The 21,560-nt window shown below is 70.5% G+C and carries 19 protein-coding genes; 10 read left to right on the forward strand and 9 right to left on the reverse strand.

Annotated features, from left to right (window positions below):
- Positions 1-30: 30 nt before the first annotated feature.
- Positions 31-2,133 (reverse strand): transketolase, encoded by a 2,103-nt coding sequence (tkt, locus tag AB0383_RS19830; protein ID WP_366188141.1) that lies wholly within the window; start codon positions 2,131-2,133, stop codon positions 31-33.
- A 523-nt stretch (positions 2,134-2,656) separates the two neighbouring features.
- Here tkt and AB0383_RS19835 point away from each other — a divergent pair.
- The 3 genes from AB0383_RS19835 to AB0383_RS19845 all read left to right on the forward strand — a co-directional run bounded on the left by AB0383_RS19835 (position 2,657) and on the right by AB0383_RS19845 (position 7,033).
- Positions 2,657-3,637 carry a heme o synthase gene (locus AB0383_RS19835; protein ID WP_364176801.1) on the forward strand — a complete coding sequence of 327 codons (981 nt, stop codon included), beginning with the start codon at positions 2,657-2,659 and terminating at the stop codon, positions 3,635-3,637.
- Positions 3,638-4,056: 419 nt separating this feature from the next.
- Positions 4,057-6,351, forward strand: coding sequence for an ATP-binding domain-containing protein (locus AB0383_RS19840; protein WP_366188142.1), 2,295 nt, complete (start codon positions 4,057-4,059; stop codon positions 6,349-6,351).
- Positions 6,352-6,445: 94 nt separating this feature from the next.
- Positions 6,446-7,033: an FKBP-type peptidyl-prolyl cis-trans isomerase gene (locus AB0383_RS19845; RefSeq protein WP_366188143.1), complete on the forward strand. Its 588-nt coding sequence runs from the start codon at positions 6,446-6,448 to the stop codon at positions 7,031-7,033.
- Positions 7,034-7,168: 135 nt separating this feature from the next.
- Here the strand turns inward: AB0383_RS19845 and AB0383_RS19850 are convergent, their stop codons facing one another.
- Entirely contained in the window at positions 7,169-8,140 is a 972-nt protein-coding gene (locus AB0383_RS19850) for a quinone oxidoreductase (RefSeq protein ID WP_366188144.1), read from the reverse strand.
- A gap of 100 nt (positions 8,141-8,240) precedes the next feature.
- Between AB0383_RS19850 and AB0383_RS19855 the strand changes: the two genes are divergently transcribed.
- Both AB0383_RS19855 and AB0383_RS19860 read left to right on the forward strand, forming a co-directional pair.
- Positions 8,241-8,558, forward strand: coding sequence for a hypothetical protein (locus AB0383_RS19855; RefSeq protein WP_364176818.1), 318 nt, complete (start codon positions 8,241-8,243; stop codon positions 8,556-8,558).
- Entirely contained in the window at positions 8,555-9,421 is an 867-nt protein-coding gene (locus tag AB0383_RS19860; RefSeq protein WP_364176820.1) for a hypothetical protein, read from the forward strand. The genes AB0383_RS19855 and AB0383_RS19860 overlap by 4 nt, the downstream gene beginning before the upstream one ends.
- Positions 9,422-9,466: 45 nt before the next feature.
- Here AB0383_RS19860 and AB0383_RS19865 read toward each other — a convergent pair whose 3' ends face one another.
- From AB0383_RS19865 to AB0383_RS19885, 5 genes are all read right to left on the reverse strand, one after another.
- Positions 9,467-10,297, reverse strand: coding sequence for a carbohydrate ABC transporter permease (locus AB0383_RS19865; RefSeq protein ID WP_220238713.1), 831 nt, complete (start codon positions 10,295-10,297; stop codon positions 9,467-9,469).
- Positions 10,290-11,234, reverse strand: a complete 945-nt coding sequence (locus AB0383_RS19870) for a sugar ABC transporter permease (protein ID WP_364176823.1) — start codon at positions 11,232-11,234, stop codon at positions 10,290-10,292. The genes AB0383_RS19865 and AB0383_RS19870 overlap by 8 nt, the downstream gene beginning before the upstream one ends.
- A gap of 5 nt (positions 11,235-11,239) precedes the next feature.
- A complete protein-coding gene (locus AB0383_RS19875; RefSeq protein ID WP_364176825.1) occupies positions 11,240-12,550 on the reverse strand; it encodes a sugar ABC transporter substrate-binding protein in 1,311 nt (436 codons plus the stop codon).
- Between the two features lie 37 nt (positions 12,551-12,587).
- A complete protein-coding gene (locus AB0383_RS19880; protein ID WP_364176828.1) occupies positions 12,588-13,766 on the reverse strand; it encodes a Gfo/Idh/MocA family oxidoreductase in 1,179 nt (392 codons plus the stop codon).
- Positions 13,767-13,905: 139 nt separating this feature from the next.
- A complete protein-coding gene (locus tag AB0383_RS19885; RefSeq protein ID WP_364176830.1) occupies positions 13,906-14,694 on the reverse strand; it encodes a DeoR/GlpR family DNA-binding transcription regulator in 789 nt (262 codons plus the stop codon).
- A gap of 165 nt (positions 14,695-14,859) precedes the next feature.
- On the opposite strand from AB0383_RS19885, the gene AB0383_RS19890 reads away from it, so the two are divergent.
- From AB0383_RS19890 to AB0383_RS19905, 4 genes are all read left to right on the forward strand, one after another.
- A complete protein-coding gene (locus AB0383_RS19890; protein WP_220238718.1) occupies positions 14,860-15,738 on the forward strand; it encodes a sugar isomerase in 879 nt (292 codons plus the stop codon).
- Positions 15,738-16,583: an ROK family protein gene (locus AB0383_RS19895; RefSeq protein WP_364176833.1), complete on the forward strand. Its 846-nt coding sequence runs from the start codon at positions 15,738-15,740 to the stop codon at positions 16,581-16,583. Before AB0383_RS19890 ends, AB0383_RS19895 begins: the two co-directional genes overlap by 1 nt.
- 187 nt (positions 16,584-16,770) lie before the next feature.
- Positions 16,771-17,667 (forward strand): hexose kinase, encoded by an 897-nt coding sequence (locus tag AB0383_RS19900; protein ID WP_364176836.1) that lies wholly within the window; start codon positions 16,771-16,773, stop codon positions 17,665-17,667.
- Positions 17,664-18,500 (forward strand): class II fructose-bisphosphate aldolase, encoded by an 837-nt coding sequence (locus AB0383_RS19905; protein ID WP_364176839.1) that lies wholly within the window; start codon positions 17,664-17,666, stop codon positions 18,498-18,500. Before AB0383_RS19900 ends, AB0383_RS19905 begins: the two co-directional genes overlap by 4 nt.
- A gap of 191 nt (positions 18,501-18,691) precedes the next feature.
- On the opposite strand, the gene AB0383_RS19910 is transcribed toward AB0383_RS19905, so the two are convergent.
- Entirely contained in the window at positions 18,692-19,549 is an 858-nt protein-coding gene (locus AB0383_RS19910) for an NAD(P)H-binding protein (protein WP_364176842.1), read from the reverse strand.
- A 115-nt stretch (positions 19,550-19,664) separates the two neighbouring features.
- Here AB0383_RS19910 and AB0383_RS19915 point away from each other — a divergent pair, with 115 nt between their 5' ends.
- Positions 19,665-20,588 carry an AraC family transcriptional regulator gene (locus AB0383_RS19915; protein ID WP_366188145.1) on the forward strand — a complete coding sequence of 308 codons (924 nt, stop codon included), beginning with the start codon at positions 19,665-19,667 and terminating at the stop codon, positions 20,586-20,588.
- Positions 20,589-20,618: 30 nt separating this feature from the next.
- Here the strand turns inward: AB0383_RS19915 and AB0383_RS19920 are convergent, their stop codons facing one another.
- Positions 20,619-21,560: an RNA polymerase subunit sigma-70 gene (locus AB0383_RS19920; protein WP_364176848.1), complete on the reverse strand. Its 942-nt coding sequence runs from the start codon at positions 21,558-21,560 to the stop codon at positions 20,619-20,621.

The following is a 21,560-nucleotide window of genomic DNA, read 5'->3' on the forward strand; positions in this document are numbered from 1 at the left end:
ACCTTCTTCATCCCCTTCAAGGAAGAAAATTCAGTTCTTGGTGTTGGCGATCGAGCGACGGGCGGCCTCGACGACCTTCTCCGGGGTGAACCCGAACTCACGGAACAGTGTGGCGGCGTCGGCCGAAGCACCGAAGTGCTCGATCGAAACGTTCACCCCCGCGTCACCGGTGAAGCGGTGCCACGACTGCGCGATCCCGGCCTCGACGGACACGCGCGCCTTGACTGCCGGCGGCAGCACCGCGTCGCGGTAGGACTGCTCCTGCTCGTCGAACCACTCGACGCACGGCATCGAGACGACGCGGGTCGGCACGCCGTCGGCCTCGAGGGTCTTGCGGGCCGCGACGGCCAGCTGGACCTCGGAACCGGTGGCCATCAGCACGACCTCGGGAGTGCCGTCGGACGCCTCTTCGAGCACGTAGCCGCCGCGCTTCACGCCTTCGGCGCTGGTGCCCTCGAGCACCGGCACGTTCTGGCGGGTGAGCGCGACACCCGACGGGTGGTGCACGTCTTCCAGCACGGCCTTCCACGCGTAGGCGGTCTCGTTGGCGTCCGCCGGGCGGACGACGTTGAGGCCCGGGATCGCGCGCAGCGCGGAGAGCTGCTCGATCGGCTGGTGCGTCGGGCCGTCCTCGCCGAGGCCGATGGAGTCGTGCGTCCACACGTACAGCGTGGGCAGACCCATCAGCGCCGCGAGCCGGACCGGCGGGCGCATGTAGTCGGAGAAGATGAGGAACGTCGCGCCGTACGGGCGGGTGCCGCCGTGCAGGGCGATGCCGTTGAGGATCGAGCCCATCGCGTGCTCGCGGATGCCGAAGTGCAGCGTGCGGCCGTACGGGTTCGCATTCCACGCGGACGTGGTGGCCTTCGCCGGGCCGAACGAGTCGGCGCCCTTCATCGTGGTGTTGTTGCTCTCCGCCAGGTCGGCGGAGCCGCCCCACAGCTCGGGCAGCGGGTCGCGCAGCGCGTTGAGGACCTCACCGGAGGCCTTGCGGGTCGCGATGCCCTTGGGGTCCGGGTCCCAGTGGGGCAGGTTGTCGGCGAAGCCCTCGGGCAGTGTGCGGGTCGCGAGCCGGTCGGCCAGCGCCTTGCGCTCCGGGTTCGCCGCGGCCCACGCGTCGTAGCGCTCCTGCCAGGCGGCGTGCTCCTGCTTGCCGCGGTCGAGGGCCTTGCGGGTGTGGGTGATGACCTCGTCGTCGACCTGGAAAGTGCGCTCGACGTCGAAGTCGAGGATCTCCTTGACCGACTTGATCTCGTCGGCGCCGAGCGCGGCGCCGTGCGCCTTGCCGGTGTTCATCTTCGTGGGCGCCGGGTAGCCGATGATCGTCCGCAGCGCGATGAACGACGGGCGCTCGGTCTCCGCCTTGGCGGCCTTGATGGCCTCCTCGATCGCGGTGACGTTCTCGCCGCCCTCGACGACCTGCACGTGCCAGCCGTAGGCCTCGTAGCGCTTCGCGGTGTCCTCGGACAGCGCGATGTTCGTGTCGTCCTCGATGGAGATCTTGTTGTCGTCCCAGAAGAGGATGAGGTTGCCCAGCTCCTGGCGGCCCGCGATCGACGAGGCCTCGGAGGTCACGCCCTCTTCGATGTCGCCGTCGGAGGCGATCGCGTAGATGTGGTGGTCGAAGATGCTCTCGCCGGGCGCCGCGTCGGGGTCGAGCAGGCCGCGCTCGCGACGGGCGGCCATCGCCATGCCCACCGCGTTGGCCAGGCCCTGGCCCAGCGGGCCGGTGGTGGTCTCGACGCCCTTGGTGTGGCCGAACTCCGGGTGGCCCGGGGTCAGGGAACCCCACGTGCGCAGCTGCTTGAGGTCCTCGAGCTCGAGGCCGTAGCCGGCGAGGTACAGCTGGATGTAGAGGGTGAGGCTGGAGTGCCCCGCCGAGAGCACGAAGCGGTCGCGCCCGCGCCAGTGCGGGTCGGTCGGGTCGTGGCGCATGGTCCGCTGGAACAACGTGTAGGCGAGCGGGGCGAGGCTCATCGCGGTGCCCGGGTGACCGCTGCCGACCTTCTCGACGGCGTCCGCGGCGAGGACCCGGACGGTGTCGACGGCGCGGGAATCGGTCCCGGTCCAGTCGGCGGGCACGTCACGCCGGAGCAAAGGGTTGTTCTCGCTGGTAGAGGCGGTTTCGGACACTGAACTCGAACTCCCCGTCCTGAGGTTGTCGCTTGCTTTCCGTCATGGTGTAGCCGGTGTGCACTGCCAGTAATCTCAATCGATCCCGAAGGGACGATATTCCTGCTGGGAGCACTGCGCCGGGGTGCCACGCGGCCCGTCCGCGACAGCCTAGTGCTTGGGGTGTGCTCCGGGCAGCCGCGACGGCCGCGCCCGGCCCTTCCGGCCGGGTGATCCCGCCCATGCGGGTCGCCCGCCGTCCGCCGCTGGTCACGGACCGTGCAAAAGGGACGATCGAGGGGACCGACCGGACTCGCCGGACACCGCGACCGGTTCCTTCCGGACACACCGTGCGCCGCCGTTGTCGTCGAGCGTGAACCCGGTGGCGTGACGCAGAAGACAGACCTCGGCGTGTCGAGGACCCTCGATCACCCACCGGATTCGCCACGTCTAACATCGAACGCGGGCCTGGTCCGGGAGCTTCACCAGTTCCATCGCGGTCTTCCGGATCGCAGCCCGGCCCCGAACTGACCCAGGGAGTGAAATGTCGTTGGTGAACGCTGCGCACGGACGCAGTGAGAACACCAGCGCCGAACACCCGACCGGTGAACGACCGCGTGGTGCCCGGCGAAGTGTCCGCCAGGTTGTGGGCGCCTACGCCGCGCTCGCCAAGCCGAGGGTGATCGAGCTCCTCCTCGTCACCACGATCCCGGCGATGTTCCTCGCGGGCCGCGAGATCCCTTCGCCGTGGCTCGTGCTCGCCACGCTCGTGGGCGGCACGATGGCCGCCGGCAGCGCCAACGCACTCAACTGCGTGATCGACGCGGACATCGACAAGGTGATGAACCGCACCAAGAAGCGCCCGCTGGTGAAGGATTCGGTGCCGCGGCGCAACGCGCTGATCTTCGGTCTCGTGCTCGGCGTCGCTTCGTTCGCGGTCCTGTATTTCACCGTGAACCTGCTGTCGGCGATCCTCGCGATCGCGACCATCCTCTTCTACATCTTCGTCTACACCCTGGGCCTCAAACGGCGCACGTCGCAGAACGTGGTGTGGGGCGGCGCCGCAGGCTGTATGCCGGTGGTCATCGGCTGGGCCGCCGTGTCCGGCACCGTGCAGTGGCCCGCGTTCGTGATGTTCGGCGTCATCTTCTTCTGGACGCCCCCGCACACCTGGGCGCTGGGCATGAAGTACCGCGACGACTACGAGCGCGCGGGCGTCCCCATGCTCCCGGTCGTGGCGACGCCGCAGCACGTGGCCAAGCAGATCGTCATCTACTCGTGGGTGATGGTCGCCTGGACGCTCCTGCTGCTGCCGGTCACCAGCTGGCTGTACGCCACCTTCGCCGTGCTCGCCGGAGCCTGGTTCCTCTTCTACGCCCACCGCCTCCAGGCCGCGGTCCGCCGCGGCGAGGAGACGAAGCCGATGTCGCTGTTCCACCGCTCGAACACGTACCTGATGATCGTGTTCGTCGCGCTGGCCGTGGACTCGGCGATCGGGTTGCCGACGCTCGGCTTGCCGTTCTGATTTTTTGACCAGCAGCGCCGCCGTGGCTTCGGCCCGGCGGCGTTTTGGCGTGTGGACCAGCCTCCACGGCCTCCGTGCCGGCTGCGCGGTCGGCTGTGGGTACGAGTTCGGCCTCGTCGAGTTCTTACAGGATTGGCCCGGTCTCGCCTGCCCGGTCCGGTCACTCCGCGTTCTGCGCAGGGCCGCTCGGTTTGCCCGCGCCGCCACCCTGAACCGCTGCTACTACGGCGATCCGGGCGACGTCCACAACCTGAGTTCGCCGGTGTTCGCCACCCCGGAGTCGCGTGAAGGTGAGCTGTTCCGCACTCTCCACGACCTCCGATCCTCCTGAGCCGCGCTCGGGAATGGCGTAGTCTGGTTGGCCGTTGTGTTCTTCCGGCTCTCCGCCGCCTTCCCCCGATGCGAAAGCAGGATCTCACTTGTCCGTGTCCCCGGACCGGGAAGCAGACCGCGCCCTCGAGGACGGTACGCCCGAGCACGCCGCCGAGCTGGCGCGTGAGCAGGCGTATGTCACGACGTTGTACGCGAAGCTCGACACCGAGCGGGTCGAGGCCCAGCGGCGCCTCGACACCACGCTGCGGCAGACCGGCGGCACCCCGCAGGCACGCACCGAGCGGGACGTCGCCACCACGCTGTACTCCGACCGGCTCGCGCAGCTCGGGTCGGTGGAGCAGGGGCTGTGCTTCGGCCGCCTCGACTTCGTGCCCGAGAGCGCCGAGGAAACGACCTACATCGGCCGCCTCGGGTTGTTCGAGGAGGACGACGACTACAAGCCGCTGCTGGTGGACTGGCGGGCGCCCGTCGCGCGGCCGTTCTACCTCGCCACGGCGGCATCGCCCGACGGTGTGCGCCGGCGCCGGCACCTGCGGTCGCTGAGCCGCAAGGTGACGGGCTTCGACGACGAGATCCTCGACCTGAGCGCTGCGGACCAGGGCCAGGACCTCGGGCTGGCGGGCGAGGCCGCGCTGCTGGCCGCCCTGGAGCGGCGGCGTACGGGCGAGATGAGCGACATCGTCGCCACGATCCAGGCGGAGCAGGACCGGATAATCCGCGCGCCGCTCGGCGGGGTGATGGTGGTGCAGGGCGCGCCGGGCACGGGCAAGACCGCCGTCGCGCTGCACCGCGCCGCGTACCTGCTGTACACGCACCGCCAGCAGCTCACCACGCGCGGCGTGCTCGTGATCGGGCCCAACAGCACGTTCCTGCGCTACATCGGCCAGGTCCTCCCGTCGCTGGGCGAGACCGGCGTGCTGCTGGCCACCATCGGGCAGCTCTATCCGGGCCTCGACGCGGAAGGCATCGAGGCGCCGGAAGCCGCGGAGGTCAAGGGGCGCCTGGTGATGACCGACGTGCTCGCCAACGCCGTGCGCGACCGCCAGCGCGTGCCCGAGCCCGTGGTGGAGATCGAGCACGAGCGGGAGATCCTCAAGCTCGACCGCAAGACCTGCGTCGAGGCCCGCACCCGCGCGCGCCGCTCGCGCCGGCCCCACAACCTCGCGCGGCGCCTGTTCGTGTCCGACGTGCTCGACGCGCTCACCCGCCAGGCCGCCCGCAAGCTGGGGGAGGACCTGCTCGACGCGCAGGACGTGCAGGACATCCGCGCGGAGCTCGCCGCCAGCCCCGCTGTGGCCGCCGCCGTGAACGAGCTGTGGCCGAAACTGACGCCGGAAGGCCTGCTCGACGACCTGTTCGCCGAGCGCGAACACCTCGATCGCGCCGCCGGCAAGCTGCTGTCGGAGGCGGACCGCGGGCACCTGGAGAGCGGCCACGACGCGAAGTGGACCCCCGCCGACGTGCCGCTGCTCGACGAGCTCGCCGAGCTGCTCGGCGAGGACGACAGCGAGGAGCGCGCCGAGCGCCGGCGCCGCGAGCGCGTCGAGCGCGCCTACGCCGAGGGCGTGCTGCACGTCCTGGAGCAGGACGAGGAGATCCAGGACGAGGAGATCCTGCGCGTGTCCGACGTGCTCGACGCCGAGCTGTTCGCCGAGCGCCAGCAGGAGCGCAGCGAGCTGACCGCGGCCCAGCGCGCCGCGCAGGACCGCACGTGGACGTTCGGGCACGTGATCGTGGACGAGGCCCAGGAACTGTCCGCCATGGACTGGCGCCTGCTCATGCGCCGCTCGCCCAACCGCTCGATGACACTCGTGGGCGACGTCGCGCAGACCGGCACGCCCGGGGGAGCGCGCACGTGGGACGAGGTCCTCTCGCCCTACGTCGCGGATCGCTGGCGCCTCGAGCAGCTCACCGTGAACTACCGCACGCCGGCCGAGATCATGGCCGTGGCCGCGCGCGTGCTCGCCGTGCTCGACGTGGACCTCGCGGCCCCGGCGTCGGTCCGGGAGACGGGCGTGGCGCCGTGGTCGAAGGCGACGAGCGACCTCGACGCCGATCTGGGCGGCCTCGTCGCGCAGGAGCTGTCCGCAGTGGACGGTGGCACCGTGGCCGTGCTCACACCGGCGGCCCGGCTCGCCGCCGTGGAAGCCGCGGTGACCGCCGACGAACGCGTGAGCGTGCTCACGGTCGAGCGCGCCAAGGGCCTCGAGTTCGACGCCGTTCTGCTGGTCGCGCCGGACGAGATCGTCGCGGCGTCACCGCGCGGGCTCAACGACCTGTACGTGGCCCTCACGCGTGCGACCCAGCGGCTCGGCGTGGTCGAGACCGGTGAGGCCGTGGAGGCGCTGAAGGGGCTCGGTCACCCAGCCGACCACAAGTAGACGGGTCCCCGGCGGGACCGTTCTCGTATGCCGCAACCGTTCCCGCCGTGGCTGTGGTCGGATGGGTGCCTGGCAGCGCGCTAGGGTGCCGGGCATGCAGAGAATCGGCAAGATCGCCTCCGTGGGCGCCGTGGCCGTGGCCGCGGCGTTCAGCCTGACCGCGTGCGGCGGCGACGACACCGCGGCCCAGCCGTCCGGCACCCCGTCGGCCCCGGCCGCCCCGTCGAGCTCGGCCGCTGCGGCCGGCGCTCAGACCAAGGGCCGCGAGTGCACCGCGGACGACATCAAGACCACCGGGACCTTCGGCCAGGCGCCGACCATCACCATCCCGGACGACTGCGATCCGCCGAAGAAGCTGATCACGAAGGACCTGGTCGCGGGTACCGGCAACGGCGCGAAGGCCGGCCAGGAACTGTCGATGAACTACACGCTGGTCACGTGGTCGGACAAGAAGAAGCTCGACAGCTCCTTCGACCGCGGCGAGCCGTTCTCGCTGCACCTCGGCGCGGGCGAGGTCATCCCCGGCTGGGACCAGGGCCTCGTGGGCATCAAGCAGGGCGGGCGCCGGCTGCTGATCATCCCGCCCGACCTCGGCTACGGCCAGGGCGGCAACGGCATCGCGCCGAACGAGACCCTCGTGTTCGTCACCGACGCCGTCACGGTGCCGAACGACAAGAGCTGAGCCGTGCCCGACACCGTCGGTCCTCGCCTCGCTTGAAGCGCCCCATGTGGCGTTCGGTGCGTTGGGTGCACCGAACGCCACATCGGGACCGGTAGGGCGCGCTGTCGGCTGGGCGAGAGCGTCAGTGATGACGTGTCAGGGGACGAGGATCAGCTTCCCGGTCGTCCGGCGGCCCTGCAGATCTTCGTGGGCCTTGCGGGCGTCGGCCAGCGGGTAGCGCCCGCCGATGCGGATGTTCAGCGAACCGTCGGTCACGGCGGCGAACAGCTCGTCCGCGCGCCAGTCGAGCTCTTCGCGCGTGCGGACGTAGTGGCCGGACGTCGGGCGGGTCAGGAACAGCGAGCCGCCCGAGTTGAGGCGCTGCGGGTCGATCGGCGGCACCGGGCCGCTGGCCGCGCCGAACAGCGCGAGCATGCCCCGGATCCTCAGGCTGGCCAGGCTGCCGTCGACGGTGTCCTTGCCGACGCCGTCGTAGACCACGTGCACGCCCTCGCCGTCGGTCAGTTCGCGCGTGACCTTGGCGAAGTCCTCCCGGTCGTAGCGGATCACGTGGTCGGCGCCGGCCCCGCGGGCCAGCTCGGCCTTCTCCTCGGTGGACACCGTGCCGATCACGCGCCCGCCCTGCGCCTTCGCCAGCTGCACCAGCAGCAGGCCGACGCCGCCGGCCGCGGCGTGGACCAGCACGTCGTCGCCCGGCTTGACCTCGTACGTCGAGCGGACGAGGTAGTGGGCCGTGATGCCCTGCAGCATCGTGGCGGCGGCGACCTCGTCGGACACGCCGTCGGGCACCTTCACGGCGCCGGCCGCGGGCACGAGCTTGCGCGCCGCGTAGCTGCCCAGCGAGCCCTGCCAGGCCACGCGGTCACCCGGGGCGAACGCCGTCACGCCCTCGCCGACCTCGGCCACGGTGCCCGCGCCCTCCAGGCCGAGCACGAACGGCAGGTCGATCGGGTAGATGCCCTGACGCTGGTAGGTGTCGATGTAGTTGACACCGGCCGCGGCCACGTCCACCAGCAGCTCACCGGCACCCGGCGAGCCGACCTCGACCTCGGTGACCTCCAGTACCTCGGGACCACCGGTCGTCCTGACCTGCACAGCGGACGGCATGTTTCCTCCTCGCGTCGGGTTCGGCTCTCACCAAGTGCCAACTATGGCCGACGCCACGCTTGTTCCGCGCCACCGGGTGAGACCGGTTAAGCTCGCCGACGTGGCTGAGGAGACCGAGCAGACGCCCCCCGCACCGACCGGCCGGCAGCTGGCCGCCGCCCGTGACTTCGTGGCGCGGCACGGGAAACCGTCGCGCGCGGTGGTCGAGAACATCGGCCGCGCCGGCGCTCGCGTGGTGCTCGTGGGAGCCGACGGGGCCCTCGGCGACGTGATCGTGCCGGTCCCGGAGACGGGCACGGCGCTCGTCGAGGCGGTCGAGGACCTCGAACCCGCCGAATGGGACAGCGAGACGGTGAAGGCGACCAAGATCGGCGCGGCCCACCGCCGCAAGATGGCCGGTCCGCGAGCCGGCCGGTGAACCGCGAAGCGATCTTCGTCGCCTGCGCGCAGATGCCGGAAGGCGACGGCGACGACACCGGCGCCGCGGCCGCCCTCGACGACCTGGGCTTCGCCGTGCGCTGGGCCGTGTGGGACGACCCGGGCGCCGACTACGCGAGCGCCGACCTCGTGGTGCTGCGCGCGACCTGGGACTACCCCGAGCGCCGCGCCGAGTTCCTAGACTGGTGCGAGACCGTGCCGACGCTGGCCAACCCCGCCGCGGTCGTGCGCTGGAACACCGACAAGTCCTACCTCGCCGAGCTGATCGAGGCCGGCGTGCCCACGGTGCCGACCACACTGGTCGAGCCGGGTGAGCAGGCGAAGTGGCCGAAGGTGCCGTTCGTGGTGAAGCCCTCGGTCGGTGCGGGCTCGCGCGGCGCCGCCCGCTTCGGCGCCGACGCCGCCGGTGCGGCCGAGCACCTGCGCGAGCTGCACGCAGACGGCCGCACCGCCGTCATCCAGCCGTATCAGTCCAGTGTGGACACCCAGGGCGAGATCGCGCTCGTGTACTTCGGCGGCGTTTATTCGCACGCCTTCACGAAAGCGGCGATGCTCGGCGCCGGCACCGATCCGTCCGGCCTGTTCCTCACGGAGAAGCTCGCCCCGGCCGTCCCGGCGTCCGGTGTGCGTGCCGTCGCGGAAGACGCCCTGGACGCGGCGTGCTCGCTCATGGGCATCCTGCGCGCCGAACTGCTCTACGCCCGCGTGGACATCGTGCGCGGTGAAGACGGGCACCCGCTGGTGCTGGAGCTCGAGCTGGCCGAACCGTCACTGGGCTTCCGCAACGCCGACGCGGGGGCCCCGTTGAGGTTCGCGTCGGCGGTGCGGCAGCAGCTGGCCTAGTTACTTCAAGCCCGGTCACTTCAAACCCGGTCACTTCAAGCCCGGTCACTTCAAGCCCGACGACGCCAGCCCGTCGATCACCCGGCGCTGCAGCAGGATGAACAGGATCAGGATCGGCGCCATCGCCAGCAGGCTGGCGGCCATCAGCACGGGGTAGTTCACCGTCACGTCGCCGGCCAGCGTGGCCAGCGCGGCAGACAGCGGCATCTGCGTGGCGCGCGTCGACACCACGAGCGGCCACAGCAACTCGTTCCACGACCACAGCACGGCCGAGATCGCGAGCACGCTGATACTCGGGCGCACCACCGGCAGCAGCACGCTCCAGAACGTCCGCAACGGCCCGCTGCCGTCGATGCGCGCCGCTTCCTCCAGCTCCGCCGGGAGGTTGAGGAAGGCCGTGCGCATCAGGAAGGTGCCGTACGCGCTGAACAGCCCGGGCGCGACGATGCCGGCCAGGGTGTTGAGCCAGCCGAGGCCCTGCACGATCTGGTACTGCGAGATCAGGTACGCCTGCGAGGGCACCAGCAGGATCGACAGCACGAGACCGAGCAGCACCGCCCGCCCGCGGAAGCGCATGCGGGCGAACGCGTACCCGGCCAGCGTGCAGAGCACGATCTGGGCGAGCGTGCGGATCACCGTGATGAGCACCGAGGTCCACAGCTGCGACAGGAACGGCAGCCGCTGGAACACGGCCGCGTAGTTCTGCCACTGCAGGTGCGCGGGCCAGAACGTGGGCGTCACGCTCTGCACCTCGGCGTTGGTGGACAACGACATCACGATCTGCCACAGGAACGGGAAGGCCATGATCAGCCCGCCCACCCCGAGCACGAGGTGGATCAGCGCGTGGGACTGCCGCCGGCGCCGTGTTCTAGGCATTGCCGGTCCACCTCCGTTGCAAGCGGAACTGCACGAGCGTGACGAGACCGATGAGCACGAAGATGACCATCGCGATGGCCGCGGCGAAACCCTTGTCGTTCTCTACGAAACCCGCGTCGTAGAAGTAGTAGACGAGCGACATCGTCTTCGGCAGCACCGCGTTGTGGTTGCCCAGCAACGCATACAGCAGGTCGAAGAGCTGGAAGCTCGCGATGGTGGTCACCACGATCACGAAGAACACGCTGGGCGCCAGCTGCGGCAGCGTGATCGAGCGGAACTGGCGGAAGCGGCTCGCGCCGTCGAGCTCGGCGGCCTCGTACAGCTCCGTCGGGATGTTCTTCAGGCCCGCGCCGAGCACGATCATCGAGAAGCCCAGCGAGGACCACAGGCCCACCACGGCCACCGCGGCTAGCGCGAAGCCGGGGGTGTTGACCCACGATGGGCCGGTGATCCCGACCCGCGACAACGCCCAGTTGAGGATGCCGTAGTCGCCGTTGAAGATCATGCGCCATACCAGCGCGACGGCGGCGGGCATCGCCACGTACGGCAGGAAGAACAGCACGCGGTAGAACTGCGCGAACCGCAGGCCCGGGGTGTTGAGCAGGCTCGCGAGCCACGCCGCGATCGGCACGCCGAGCAGCACCACCGCCGTGTAGATCAGGGTGTTCAGCAGCGACCGGTACAGCTGGGGGTCGGTGAACAGCCGGCTGTAGTTGTCCAGCCCTGACCACTTGAAGCCGCCGAACACGCCCCAGGTGGTGAACGAGTAGAACGCTGTCTGCAGGATCGGCCAGATGTAGAAGGCGAGCACCCCGGCGAGCAACGGCAGCACGAACGCCCAGGGCCACAGGCCGTCCCCGCGCCGGACGCCGCGCCGCTTCCGCCGGGTGGCGGGAGCGGCGGGCGCCGGAGCGGACTCGGAGACGTCGGCGGACACGGCGCTCATTCCTTGGCCAGGTCCGCGTTCATCTGTGACGCCAGGTCCTTCAGCGCGGCGTCGACGGGTTTGGTGCCGTCGAACGCGTCGGGCAGCAGGTTGGTCTCGAGCGTGTTCCACGCGGCGGTGTTCTTCGACACCGGCAGCGGCTTGGCGTAGGGGACCTCGTCCAGGAACAGCTGCAGGTCGACACCGGGCATGGACTTCGCGAACGCGTCCTGCGTTCCGGTGTAGGCGGGGATCACCGCACCGAGGTCACCTTGCTGCTGCTGGGCTTCCTTGCTCGCGAGGAACACCTGCAGCGCCTGCGCGGCCTGCTTGTTGGGACTGTTCGCGGCGACCACATTGGACAGACCGTGGATCACCGTGGCCTGCTGGTCGCCCTTCGGTACGGGGAGCACGGCGATGTCCTTGGCGACGGGCGCGGCGGCCACCTCACTGCGAGCCCAGCTGCCGCCCTGGTACATCGCCGACTTGCCGGAGACGAACCACTGGTCGCCCGTGGTGTCGGTGAGTTGCTTGATCGTGGGCATCGCCTTGGACTTCACGAGGTCGGTCCAGAACTGGATGCCCTTCGCGGTGGCCGGGCTGTCGTACCCCGACTTCTTGCCGTCGGGTGAGATCACCGAGCCGCCGGCCTGGAAGATCGTGTTGTAGTACGTGCTCTGGCCGCTGTCCATACCGGCGGTGATGCCGTAGACGCCCTTGCTCGAGAGCTTCTGCGAGATCTGCGTGGCGGTGGACTGCAGGTCGGCCCACGTCCAGTCCTTGCTCGGGATCGGCACGCCGGCCTCGGCGAACAGTGCCTTGTTGATCCACACGCCGATGGTGTCGAAGTCCTTCGGCACGCCGTACTGCACGCCGTCCAATGTGTACAGCTGGTCCAGTGACTGCGGGTAGTTCTTCGGGTCGATCGCGCCGGCCTTCACCTCACTGGTGACGGGCGCGATCTTGCCGTTGCTCGCGTAGAGCTGGAAGTTGGGGCCGTTCATCCAGAACAGGTCGGGCAGGCTGTCGCTGGAGGCCTCGGTCTGCAGCTTGGTGAAGTAGTTCGCGTACGGGGTGACGTCCACGTTCACCTTGATGTTCGGATATTTTTTGTTGAACTCGGCCAGGTTGGCGTTGATCGCCTTCACCTGGGTCTGGTCCCAGACCGCGTAGGTCAGGTTCGCCGAGACGCCGGCGTCGGGCGGGCTGTACGGGGTGTCCGAATCGGACGCAGTGGACGCACCCGTGGACGAGCACGCGGCGAGCGTGGCGGCGGCGGCCACCGTGCCGGCCACCGCGGCCAGGGCTCGGCGGGGGAATGAAGCCATCGGGATTCCTTTCAGCGGGCGGGGGAGACGATCAGGGTCAGCGGGTGCCGGCGGGGAAGTGGGCGCGCACGGCGGCGGGCAGTTCGGGCACGTCGAGCGGGACCGAGCCGTTGCGCAGCGACCGGGTGGCCAGCGCGCCGGCGGCCACGGCCTCGCGGGCGGCGACCGGCGAGAGCGTCGGCGTCTCGCCGTCGATCACGTAGCGCAGGAATTCGGTCATCGTGAGCAGGTCGGCGTCGGCGTGACCTTCTTCGACGCCCGAGATCGGGTACTCGCGGTCGCCGTCGGCGGACCAGCCGCGGCGGTGGTTCCAGACCTTCACCACACCGCCGCCGGTGTCGCCGAAGTTCTCGGCGCGGCCTTCGGTGCCGATCACCGTGTAGTTGCGCCAGTAGTCCGGGGTGAAGTGACACTGCTCGTAGCTGGCGAGCACGCCGTTGTCGAGGGTCATGAGCACCAGGGAGACGTCCTCGACGTCGACCACCTCGTTGAGGCCGGTCTGCGCGGCGGGGGGCCAGTTGTCGAAGGAGAACCAGTCGTGCATCAGCTCGTTCTCGTGGCCGCCGCGGTCGGTGATGCCGCCGTAGACCGCGAGCTGCCCCATGCCGACGACGCGGCGGGTGTAACCGCCGGCGAGCATGTGGATCACGTCGAGGTCGTGGCTGGCCTTCTGCAGCAGCAGGGAGTTGACCTTGCTGCGGTCGGCGTGCCAGTCCTTGAAGTAGTAGTCGCCGCCGTTGCCCACGAAGTGGCGGCACCACACGGTTTTGACCTCGCCGATCTCGCCGCGGTCGACCACTTCGCGCAGCGCGCGGGTCACGCCCGAGTGCCGGAAGTTGTGTCCGATGTAGAGCGGCGTGTTCGACTCCTGCGCGGCGGCCAGCACGGCGTCGGCGTCTTCGAGCGTGATCGCGAGCGGCTTCTCGAGGTAGACGGCGATGCCCGCGCGCAGCAGGTCGACGGCGATCTCGGCGTGAGTCCAGTCCGGCGCGGTCACGATCGCGGCGTCGACGAGTTTGCGGTCGATCAGATCCGTGTGCTGCTCGACGACGTCGATCTCGCCGAACAGCTCACGGGCCCGGGCGCGGCCGGCCTCGGTCGGGTCGGCCGCGGCCACCACGGTCGCGGCCAGCCCGGATTCCGCGATGTGCCGGGCGATGACGGCCCGCTGGCCGACTCCCACCACACCCACGCGGACAGCTTCGCCGTTTCCCACCTGGTCACCTCACCTCTGCGTGATATTGATCCGTATGATGGCAAACCAATCACTAGTGCACAACACGCGATGATGCGTCTGCTCAGACGCGTGCGCGAACCGTTACGTGGGCCTTGGTCAGTCCGGGGTCGGCCCGGGGTCAGCTCGCGACCACGAGCTCGACCGACGCGGCCGCCAGCTCGGAGGCGAACGAAGCGGGCACTTCGGCGTCTGTGACCAGCACGTCGATCTCCGCGAGCCGGCAGATGCGCGCGAAGGTGGACTTCATCAGCTTCGTGGCGTCGGCGACCACGATCACGCGCCGCGCGACCTGGCTGAAATGCCGGCTGACCTCGGCTTCTCCCTCGTGCAGGGTGGTGGCGCCGTACTGCGCGCTCAGCCCGTCGACGCCGAGGATCACGGTGTCGAGGGCGAACGCCGCGAGCGCGTTGGACACCAGCGAGCCGACCAGCTCGTAGGACTGGCGCCGGGCCACGCCGCCGGTGACCACGATCTTCACGTGCGCGCGCACTGACAGCTCGTAACCGATGTTCAGGGCGTTGGTCACGATGGTCAGGCCGGTTTCGCCGTCGGCGCGGATGAACCGCTCGCTCTTGCCGAGCGCCCGCGCGACCTCGGTGGTCGTGGTGCCGCCGTTGATCCCCACCGTCTCGCCGGGCCGGACCAGTTCGGCGGCGGTGCGGGCGATCGCGGTCTTGGCCTCGGCCTGGCGTGCGATCTTGTACTGGAGCGGCAGCTCGTAGCCGGCGCCGAGGGCCGCCGCGCCGCCGTGCGTGCGGGTGATGAGGCGCTGGTCGGCGAGGATCGAGAGGTCGCGGCGCGCGGTGGCGGGGGAGATGCCGAGCGTTTCACCGATCTCCGTGATCGTCACGTTCCCTCGTTCGCTCACCAGCTCGAGCAGGGCGTTGAGGCGTTGCTGGGGTGTCATCGGGCGGCTCGCGTTCGAGGTCGAGGGGTAGGACCGACTCATCCTAGAGGTCATCTCCACTGAGCCGGATGATTGAAGATGACGTATATCGCTCACTCCAATCAAGAATGATCGTCTATGCTCACCATGCGATCACGTCGATCGCCCTCGGATCGAAAGGTCTCCATGTCCGACTCCTTCGTGTCCCGTGAGCTGGCGTCCCAACCGCAGATGTGGCGCACGGCCGCCGAGCTGTTCCCTTCCGTCGCGAGCGCGCTGCCGCAGCCGGGGGAACGCGTCGCCGTCGTCGGGTGCGGCACCAGCTGGTTCATCGCCATGAGCTACGCCGTCGCGCGCGAGCAGCGCGGGCACGGCCTGACCGACGCCTTCGCCGGCTCCGAGTACCCGCGTGAGCGCCAGTACGACCGCGTGGTCGCGATCTCGCGCTCCGGCACCACGACCGAGATCGTCGACCTGCTCGGCGCGCTCGACTCGCAGCGCACGGTGCTGATCACGGCCGTGGGCGACGCGCCGGCCGCCGCGGTGGCCGACGAGGTCGTCGAACTTCCCTTCGCCGACGAGGAATCCGTGGTGCAGACGCGGTTCGCGACGACCACGCTCGCGCTGCTGCGCGCGGGGCTCGGCGACGACGTCGAAGCGCTGGCGGCGCAGGCCGAGCAGGCGCTGCAGGTGCCGATCACCGAGCTGCTCGACGCCGAGCAGGTGAGCTTCGTCGGCCGCGACGCCGCGGTGGGCCTCACGTTCGAAGCCGCGTTGAAGACCCGCGAGGCCGCGCAGTTCTGGGCGGAGTCGTACCCGGCAATGGACTACCGCCACGGCCCGATCGCGATCGCTCAGCCCGGCCGGCTCGTGTGGTCGCTCGGCGCGACGCCCGAGGGCCTGGCCGACGACATCGCCCGCACGGGCGCGACGTTCGTCCACCACGACCTCGACCCGATGGCGGCTTTGGTTGTGGTGCAACGGTTCGCCGTCGCGCTGGCCGTGCGCCGCGGGCTCGACCCCGACCACCCGCGCTCGCTCACGCGCTCGGTCATCCTCACCTGATGGCGGTGCTCGGTGTCGACGTCGGCGGCACCACGGTCAAGGCGCGCGTCACCGGCGACGACGGCGCGGTGCTCGCGCAGTGGCGTGAACCCACGCCGACGGGCGATCCGCAGGCGCTCGCGGGGCTCGTGCGCCGCGCCACCGAGTGGTACCCGGTCGACGCTGTGGGCCTCGTCGTGCCCGGCATCGTCGACGAGCGCGCGGGGCTGTGCCTGCAGGCCGTGAACCTCGGTTGGCGCGACGTTCCGGTGCGGGAGCTCGTTTCCGCTGCGGTGGACGTGCCGTTGGCGTTCGGGCAGGACGTCCGCGCCGGCGCGCTCGCAGAGGTCCGCACGGGCGCGGCGGCCGGTTCTTCGGAGCCGGTGTTGTTCGCCGCCGTCGGGACGGGTCTGGCCGGCGCTTTGGTGGTCGACGGCCGGGTGCTCGACAGCCCGTGGGCCGGCGAAATCGGCCAGGTGCTCTTGGCCGGTGGCGGACGGGTGGAGGAGGTCGCCTCGGCCTCCGCCCTCGCGCGCCACGCCGGCGCGCCCGACGCCTTTACAGTCGCCGAACGCGTCCGCGGCGGCGACGGTGCCGCCCTTACCGCTTGGCGCGAGTGCGTCCGTGTGCTGGCCGAGTCCATCGCCTGGACCACCGCCGCCGTGGGCTGCGGCACCGTCGTGGTCGGGGGCGGACTGGCCGAGGCGGGCGCCCTGCTGCTCGACCCGCTCACCCACGAGGTCGCTGCCCGCCTCGGCATCCTCCGCGCGCCGTCGGTCGTCCGCGCCCACCACGGCGACGCGGCCGCGGTCATCGGTGCGACCTTGCTGGCGCAGGACTTGCTGGCCGCGGGAGTGGCCCGATGACCGGCGTGATCGTGCTCGGTCCGGCAGCGGGAGCCACCGATCGCGTGGCTCGGCACGAGTCGGTGATCGTGCGAGCTCACCGAGGTGGCGCGGTGCCTGTCGGCTCAGGACTCGCTCGTGGTGGGCGCGCTCCCGTGCTCCGTGCGACGTTGCCGATGAAGGACTTACCGGCCGCCGGAGTGGCCCGATGATCGTCGTGGTCACGCCGAATCCGGCGGTGGACGTCACCTACCGCGTGGCGCGGCACGAGCCCGGGGAGACGAACCGGGTGCTGGAGGTTCAGCGCCGGCCCGGTGGCAAAGGGCTGAACGTCGCGCGGGTGCTGGCCGGGCTGGGGGTCGAGGTGTTGGCCCTGCTGCCGCTCGGAGGTGAGGCCGGGCGGTGGGTCGCGGGTGAACTGACTGTGCCGCATGAAGTCTCGCCGCTTGCGGGGGAGACGCGGACGACGGTGACCGTCGTGGGTGAGGGGCATCCGACCGTCTACACCGAGCCCGGGCCGGAGACGAGCGAAGCCGAGTGGGCCGCGTTCGGTGAGGTGCTCGGACGGCGGCTCGCGGGCGCGGAGCTGCTGGTCGTCTCGGGGTCGTTGCCGCGGGGGGCGCGGGCCGAGTTGCTCGGGGACTGGGTGCGGGCGGCGCACGAGGCCGGTGCCCGGGTGCTCGCCGATGTTTCCGGCCCCGCACTGGTGGCAGCGGCGAATGCCGGGGCGGATGTCGTGAAGCCGAACCTCGCGGAGCTGCTCGACGCGACGTCCACTGTGGACGAAAATGCCGGCGCCGCCGAACTGAAGCGGCGAGGCGCCGGGCTCGTGGTCGTCTCGCGTGGCGCCGAAGGGATCGCCGCGCACACACCGGACGACACCATCGAAATCCCCGCCGTCCCCGGCGTCACCGGAAACCCGACCGGAGCCGGCGACGCCGCGACCGCCGGCCTCGCGGCGGCGCTCGTCGACGGCGTCCCCCTCGTCCAAGCGCTTCGCCGCGCCGCCGCGCTCGGGGCGGCGGCCGTACTGCGCCCGGTGGCGGGCGAGGTCGATGTCGAGGCCTACCGACGTTTTCTCGAACCGAACGGAGAACCCGCATGATCACCCGCCCGGCTCTCGCCCGGATCCTCGCGTCGGCGCGTGAGCGCAACGCCGCGGTCGGCGCGTTCAACGTGATCCTGCTCGAACACGCCGAGGCCATCGCGAGCGGCGCCGAGCAGGCCGGCGTGCCCGTGGTGCTGCAGATCAGCGAGAATTGCGTGCGCTACCACGGCGGGCTGGCGCCGATCGCGCTCGCGTCGCTGGAGATCGCCAAGCGCGCGAAGGTCGAGGTGCTCGTGCACCTGGACCACATCGAGGACCAGGACCTGGTCCTCGAAGGCGTCGAGCTCGGCGTGGACAGCGTGATGTACGACGGGTCCCGTCTGCCCTACGACGAGAACGTGCGCACCACCCGCGAGATCGCCGACCTGTGCCACGCGGCGGGCATCGCCGTGGAGGCGGAGCTCGGCGAGGTCGGCGGCAAGGACGGCGTCCACGCTCCCGGCGCCCGCACCGACCCGGCCGAGGGCGCCGCGTTCGTGAAGGCCACAGGCGTCGACGCGCTGGCGGTCGCCGTCGGCACGTCGCACGCCATGGTGTCGCGCACGGCCAGCGTCGACCGCGCGCTCGTCTCGCGGCTGCGCGACGCGGTGGCGGTGCCGCTGGTGCTGCACGGATCGTCCGGCCTGTCCGACGACGAGCTGCGTGGCGCCGTCGAGAGCGGGATGACGAAGATCAACATCTCGACGCACCTGAACGGCCTGTTCACCCGCTCGCTCAAGCAGTTCCTCGACGAGCGGCCGGACGTCGTCGACCCGCGCAAGTACGTCCGCCTCGGGCGCGCGGCCGTCGAAACGGAGACCGCGCGCCTGCTGCGCCTGCTCGCGGCTTGATCCGGCCGGCCCTCATCCACGACACACGAGCCAGACGGCCTCTGCCGGTCAGGCTCAGCGGGGCATCATGGTGTGACACGAGGACCTCCGTGGCTGGTGCAGATCGTGGTGATCCACACCAAACCCGGAGGTCCTCCCTCGAACCGAGATCATCCGATCACGCGTCGCCCCGTTCCCCACCACTCCGGGCGCTACACCCGGACCTCTGCGAAGTTCTCCCGGGCGTAGTCGGCCAGGGTGCGGGGTGCGTGTCCGGTGAGCTGTTCGACGTGGTCGGTCACACCATCGCAGGCGTCCGCGCGAACGAGGACGAACAGGTGCATCATGTGGTCGATCCAGGCGTCCGGCCGGCCTGAGCGGGCAAAGTGGGCACGGTGCTGCGCCAGGTCGGCGTCGACGTGCCGGACGGGACGCCCCGACGCTTTCGCGAGCACTTCGGCGACCTCTCCGAAGGTCAGCGACTCCGGGCCGGTGAGGTCGTAAGCCCGGCCGTGGTGGCCGTCGGTCGTCAGGACCGTGACCGCCGCATCGGCCACGTCCCGGGTGTCGACGAAACTCGCGCGGTGGCCGCCGCTGCCCGCGTACAGCTCGTCATCTTCGCGGATCGCCCTCGCGTAGACGGCCTCGTCTTCGTCGAAGTTCTGCATCAGCCAGTTGGGCCGCAGGATGGTCCAGTCGCGACCCGACTCCCGTACCGCCTGCTCGACCCGTGCGCGGTTGCCCGCGGCGGGCCCCTTGTCGACGCCGAACGCCGACATGAGCACCACGTGCCGCGCGCGCGGCGCCGCGGCGATCAGGCTCGCAATCGTGCCCGCCGCGTCGTCGTCGCTGTCGAGGCCCTTGAGGAACAAGGCATCCGCGTCGGCGACCGAAGTGTCCCAAGTGGACCTGTCGGACCAGTTGAACAGGGTGGGCGTGAGGTGACCCGTTGCCGCGCCCGGATGGCGGCTCGCTGCGCGCACGTCGAGCCCGGCGGCGGTGAGCGCCTCGGTCACGCGCTTGCCCGCCTTACCGGTGGCGCCTTCCACCCATACCGTCTTCGCGATCATCTGCGGCTCCTTTCATCCGGTCTCCGAGGATCAAAGTAGAGCGAGGAGACGAGACGAGTAATGGCTGAGAAGCGCGAACCTTTGTCTCATCGTCTCCGCGTTGTAGAGTTCCGTTGTGGACGTGCTGGGGGACATCCTGACCGCGATGCGGGTAGGTCAGCCGGTCGCCGCGCTCACCGAGGTGCACTCACCGTGGGGGCTGCGTTTCGACCACGTCATGGGGGCCGCTTTCCACGTGGTGCTCCAGGGCACCTGCCTGCTGACTCCGCTCTCCGACGGCGATTTCGCCCCCCGGGAACTGGGCCCCGGCGACGCGGTGCTGCTCGGGCGTGGCGCCGCGCACGCGATGAGCTCCACTCAGGACGTGCCCCTCACGGCTTTCACGCCGGTCCGCGGCACTGCGGGAGCCCCCTTCGGACGCTTCGAGCTACCCGGGCCCGGCGCCCGGTCGACGATCGTGTGCGGCGCCTACAAGCTCGTGCGCAGCCGGCCGCACCCGCTACTGCGGGACTTGCCCGAAGTCGTGCACCTGTCCACCCTGCGCGGCAGGAATCCTGGGCTGCGCGCGATGGTGGAGCTCCTGGACACGGAATTGCGCGACGCTCCGCCGGGTGCCGCCGTCGTGGCGCCGTCGCTGGTCGATGCGTTGCTGGTGTATCTGCTGCGAGCGTGGCTGCACGAATCCGCCGCCACGACCAGCTGGGCGGCGGCTTTGAGCGATCCGCCCACAGCGCGGGCGCTCGCGGCCATGCACGCCGAACCGGCTGAGGCGTGGACCGTCGAGCAGCTCGCCGGCCTCGCCGGCCTGTCGCGGGCGGCGTTCGCACGCCGGTTCACCGAGGTGGTCGGTGAACCGCCGCTGACCTACCTCACACGGTGGCGGATGGACACCGCGGCCCGGCTGCTCCGCGGCACCGACAAGACCCTCGCGCAGGTCGCCTCAGCGGTCGGATACGGCTCCGCGTTCGCCTTCGCCAAGGCGTTCCGGCGGGAGTTCGCGACCACGCCCGGCGGATACCGGACCGGCGCGGCTCAGTGATCACCGGCCGTCGTCGGCCCGCCGCAGCCGTCACGGGAGCTGCGTGAGGTCCTCGGGGAAGCCCGCGGCGCCCACCAGGCCCGGGTCGAGGAACGTCGTGATCGACACCAGGTGCGTGGCGTCGACGGTCAGCAATGCCAGCCCGAACGGCCGGAACGGCGCGGCGGTGTGGTCGCGGTGGTAGGCCGCCGCGGCCGGCTGTCCGTTGGCGACGGTCGGGAACATCCGGTACAGGCCAGGCTCGGTGAGCACGTGCTCCCCGAGGAACGGCACGCACAGCCGTTTCCCGGACAGCGAAAGACCGGACGGGATGACCTCGAGGGTCGCGTCGTCGCGCAGCAGCCGCGTCAGCGCCCCGATGTCGGCGGTTTCGAAGGCCGCGATGTAGGAGTCGAGGATGCGTCGCGCTTCGACCGAATCCGGCTCGACGACGGCCTCCGGCGACGGCGACAGTTCGTCGAGCCGGGCCCGGGCGCGCTGGAGCGCGCTCTTTACCGCGGGCACGCTCGTGCCGAGGACCTCGGCTATCTCCGAGGCCGGCATCGCCAGCACCTCCCTCAGCATGAACGCGGCGCGCTGGCGCGGAGGCAGGTACTGCAGACCCGCGACCAGCGCGAGCCGCAGCGTCGACCGTTGTTCGGCGATGTGGGCGGGGTCCGCGGGCAACGGATCGAGCCACAGGACGTCGGCTGTCGCCAGTGGAACGTCGGGGTCCTCGCCGGGGACACCGAGACCGGCCGGCAGCACTCGGCGCCCTCTGCCCTGCAACGTCGTCAAGCACACGTTCATGGCGATCCGGTACAGCCACGTCCGTACCGAGGAGCGGCCTTCGAACGCGTCTCGGCTGCGCCAGGCCCGCAGGCAGGTTTCCTGCACGAGGTCTTCGGCTTCGTGCACCGAGCCCGTCATCCGGTAGCACAGTGCCATCAGCTCCGGTCGGAAGCTCTCCAGTTCGTCCCACGTATCCGACAA

This window comes from Amycolatopsis sp. NPDC051373 (assembly GCF_040689465.1).
Lineage (GTDB): Bacteria > Actinomycetota > Actinomycetes > Mycobacteriales > Pseudonocardiaceae > Amycolatopsis.

Excerpts from the sequence above, each read along its gene's own strand:
- AB0383_RS19835 (WP_364176801.1), top strand. The coding sequence starts at position 2,657 with ATGTCGTTGGTGAACGCTGCGCACGGACGCAGTGAGAACACCAGCGCC.
- AB0383_RS19845 (WP_366188143.1), top strand. The coding sequence starts at position 6,446 with ATGCAGAGAATCGGCAAGATCGCCTCCGTGGGCGCCGTGGCCGTGGCC.
- AB0383_RS19850 (WP_366188144.1), bottom strand. The coding sequence starts at position 8,140 with ATGCCGTCCGCTGTGCAGGTCAGGACGACCGGTGGTCCCGAGGTACTG.
- AB0383_RS19865 (WP_220238713.1), bottom strand. The coding sequence starts at position 10,297 with ATGCCTAGAACACGGCGCCGGCGGCAGTCCCACGCGCTGATCCACCTC.
- AB0383_RS19875 (WP_364176825.1), bottom strand. The coding sequence starts at position 12,550 with ATGGCTTCATTCCCCCGCCGAGCCCTGGCCGCGGTGGCCGGCACGGTG.
- AB0383_RS19885 (WP_364176830.1), bottom strand. The coding sequence starts at position 14,694 with ATGACACCCCAGCAACGCCTCAACGCCCTGCTCGAGCTGGTGAGCGAA.
- AB0383_RS19890 (WP_220238718.1), top strand. The coding sequence starts at position 14,860 with ATGTCCGACTCCTTCGTGTCCCGTGAGCTGGCGTCCCAACCGCAGATG.
- AB0383_RS19895 (WP_364176833.1), top strand. The coding sequence starts at position 15,738 with ATGGCGGTGCTCGGTGTCGACGTCGGCGGCACCACGGTCAAGGCGCGC.
- AB0383_RS19900 (WP_364176836.1), top strand. The coding sequence starts at position 16,771 with ATGATCGTCGTGGTCACGCCGAATCCGGCGGTGGACGTCACCTACCGC.
- AB0383_RS19905 (WP_364176839.1), top strand. The coding sequence starts at position 17,664 with ATGATCACCCGCCCGGCTCTCGCCCGGATCCTCGCGTCGGCGCGTGAG.
- AB0383_RS19910 (WP_364176842.1), bottom strand. The coding sequence starts at position 19,549 with ATGATCGCGAAGACGGTATGGGTGGAAGGCGCCACCGGTAAGGCGGGC.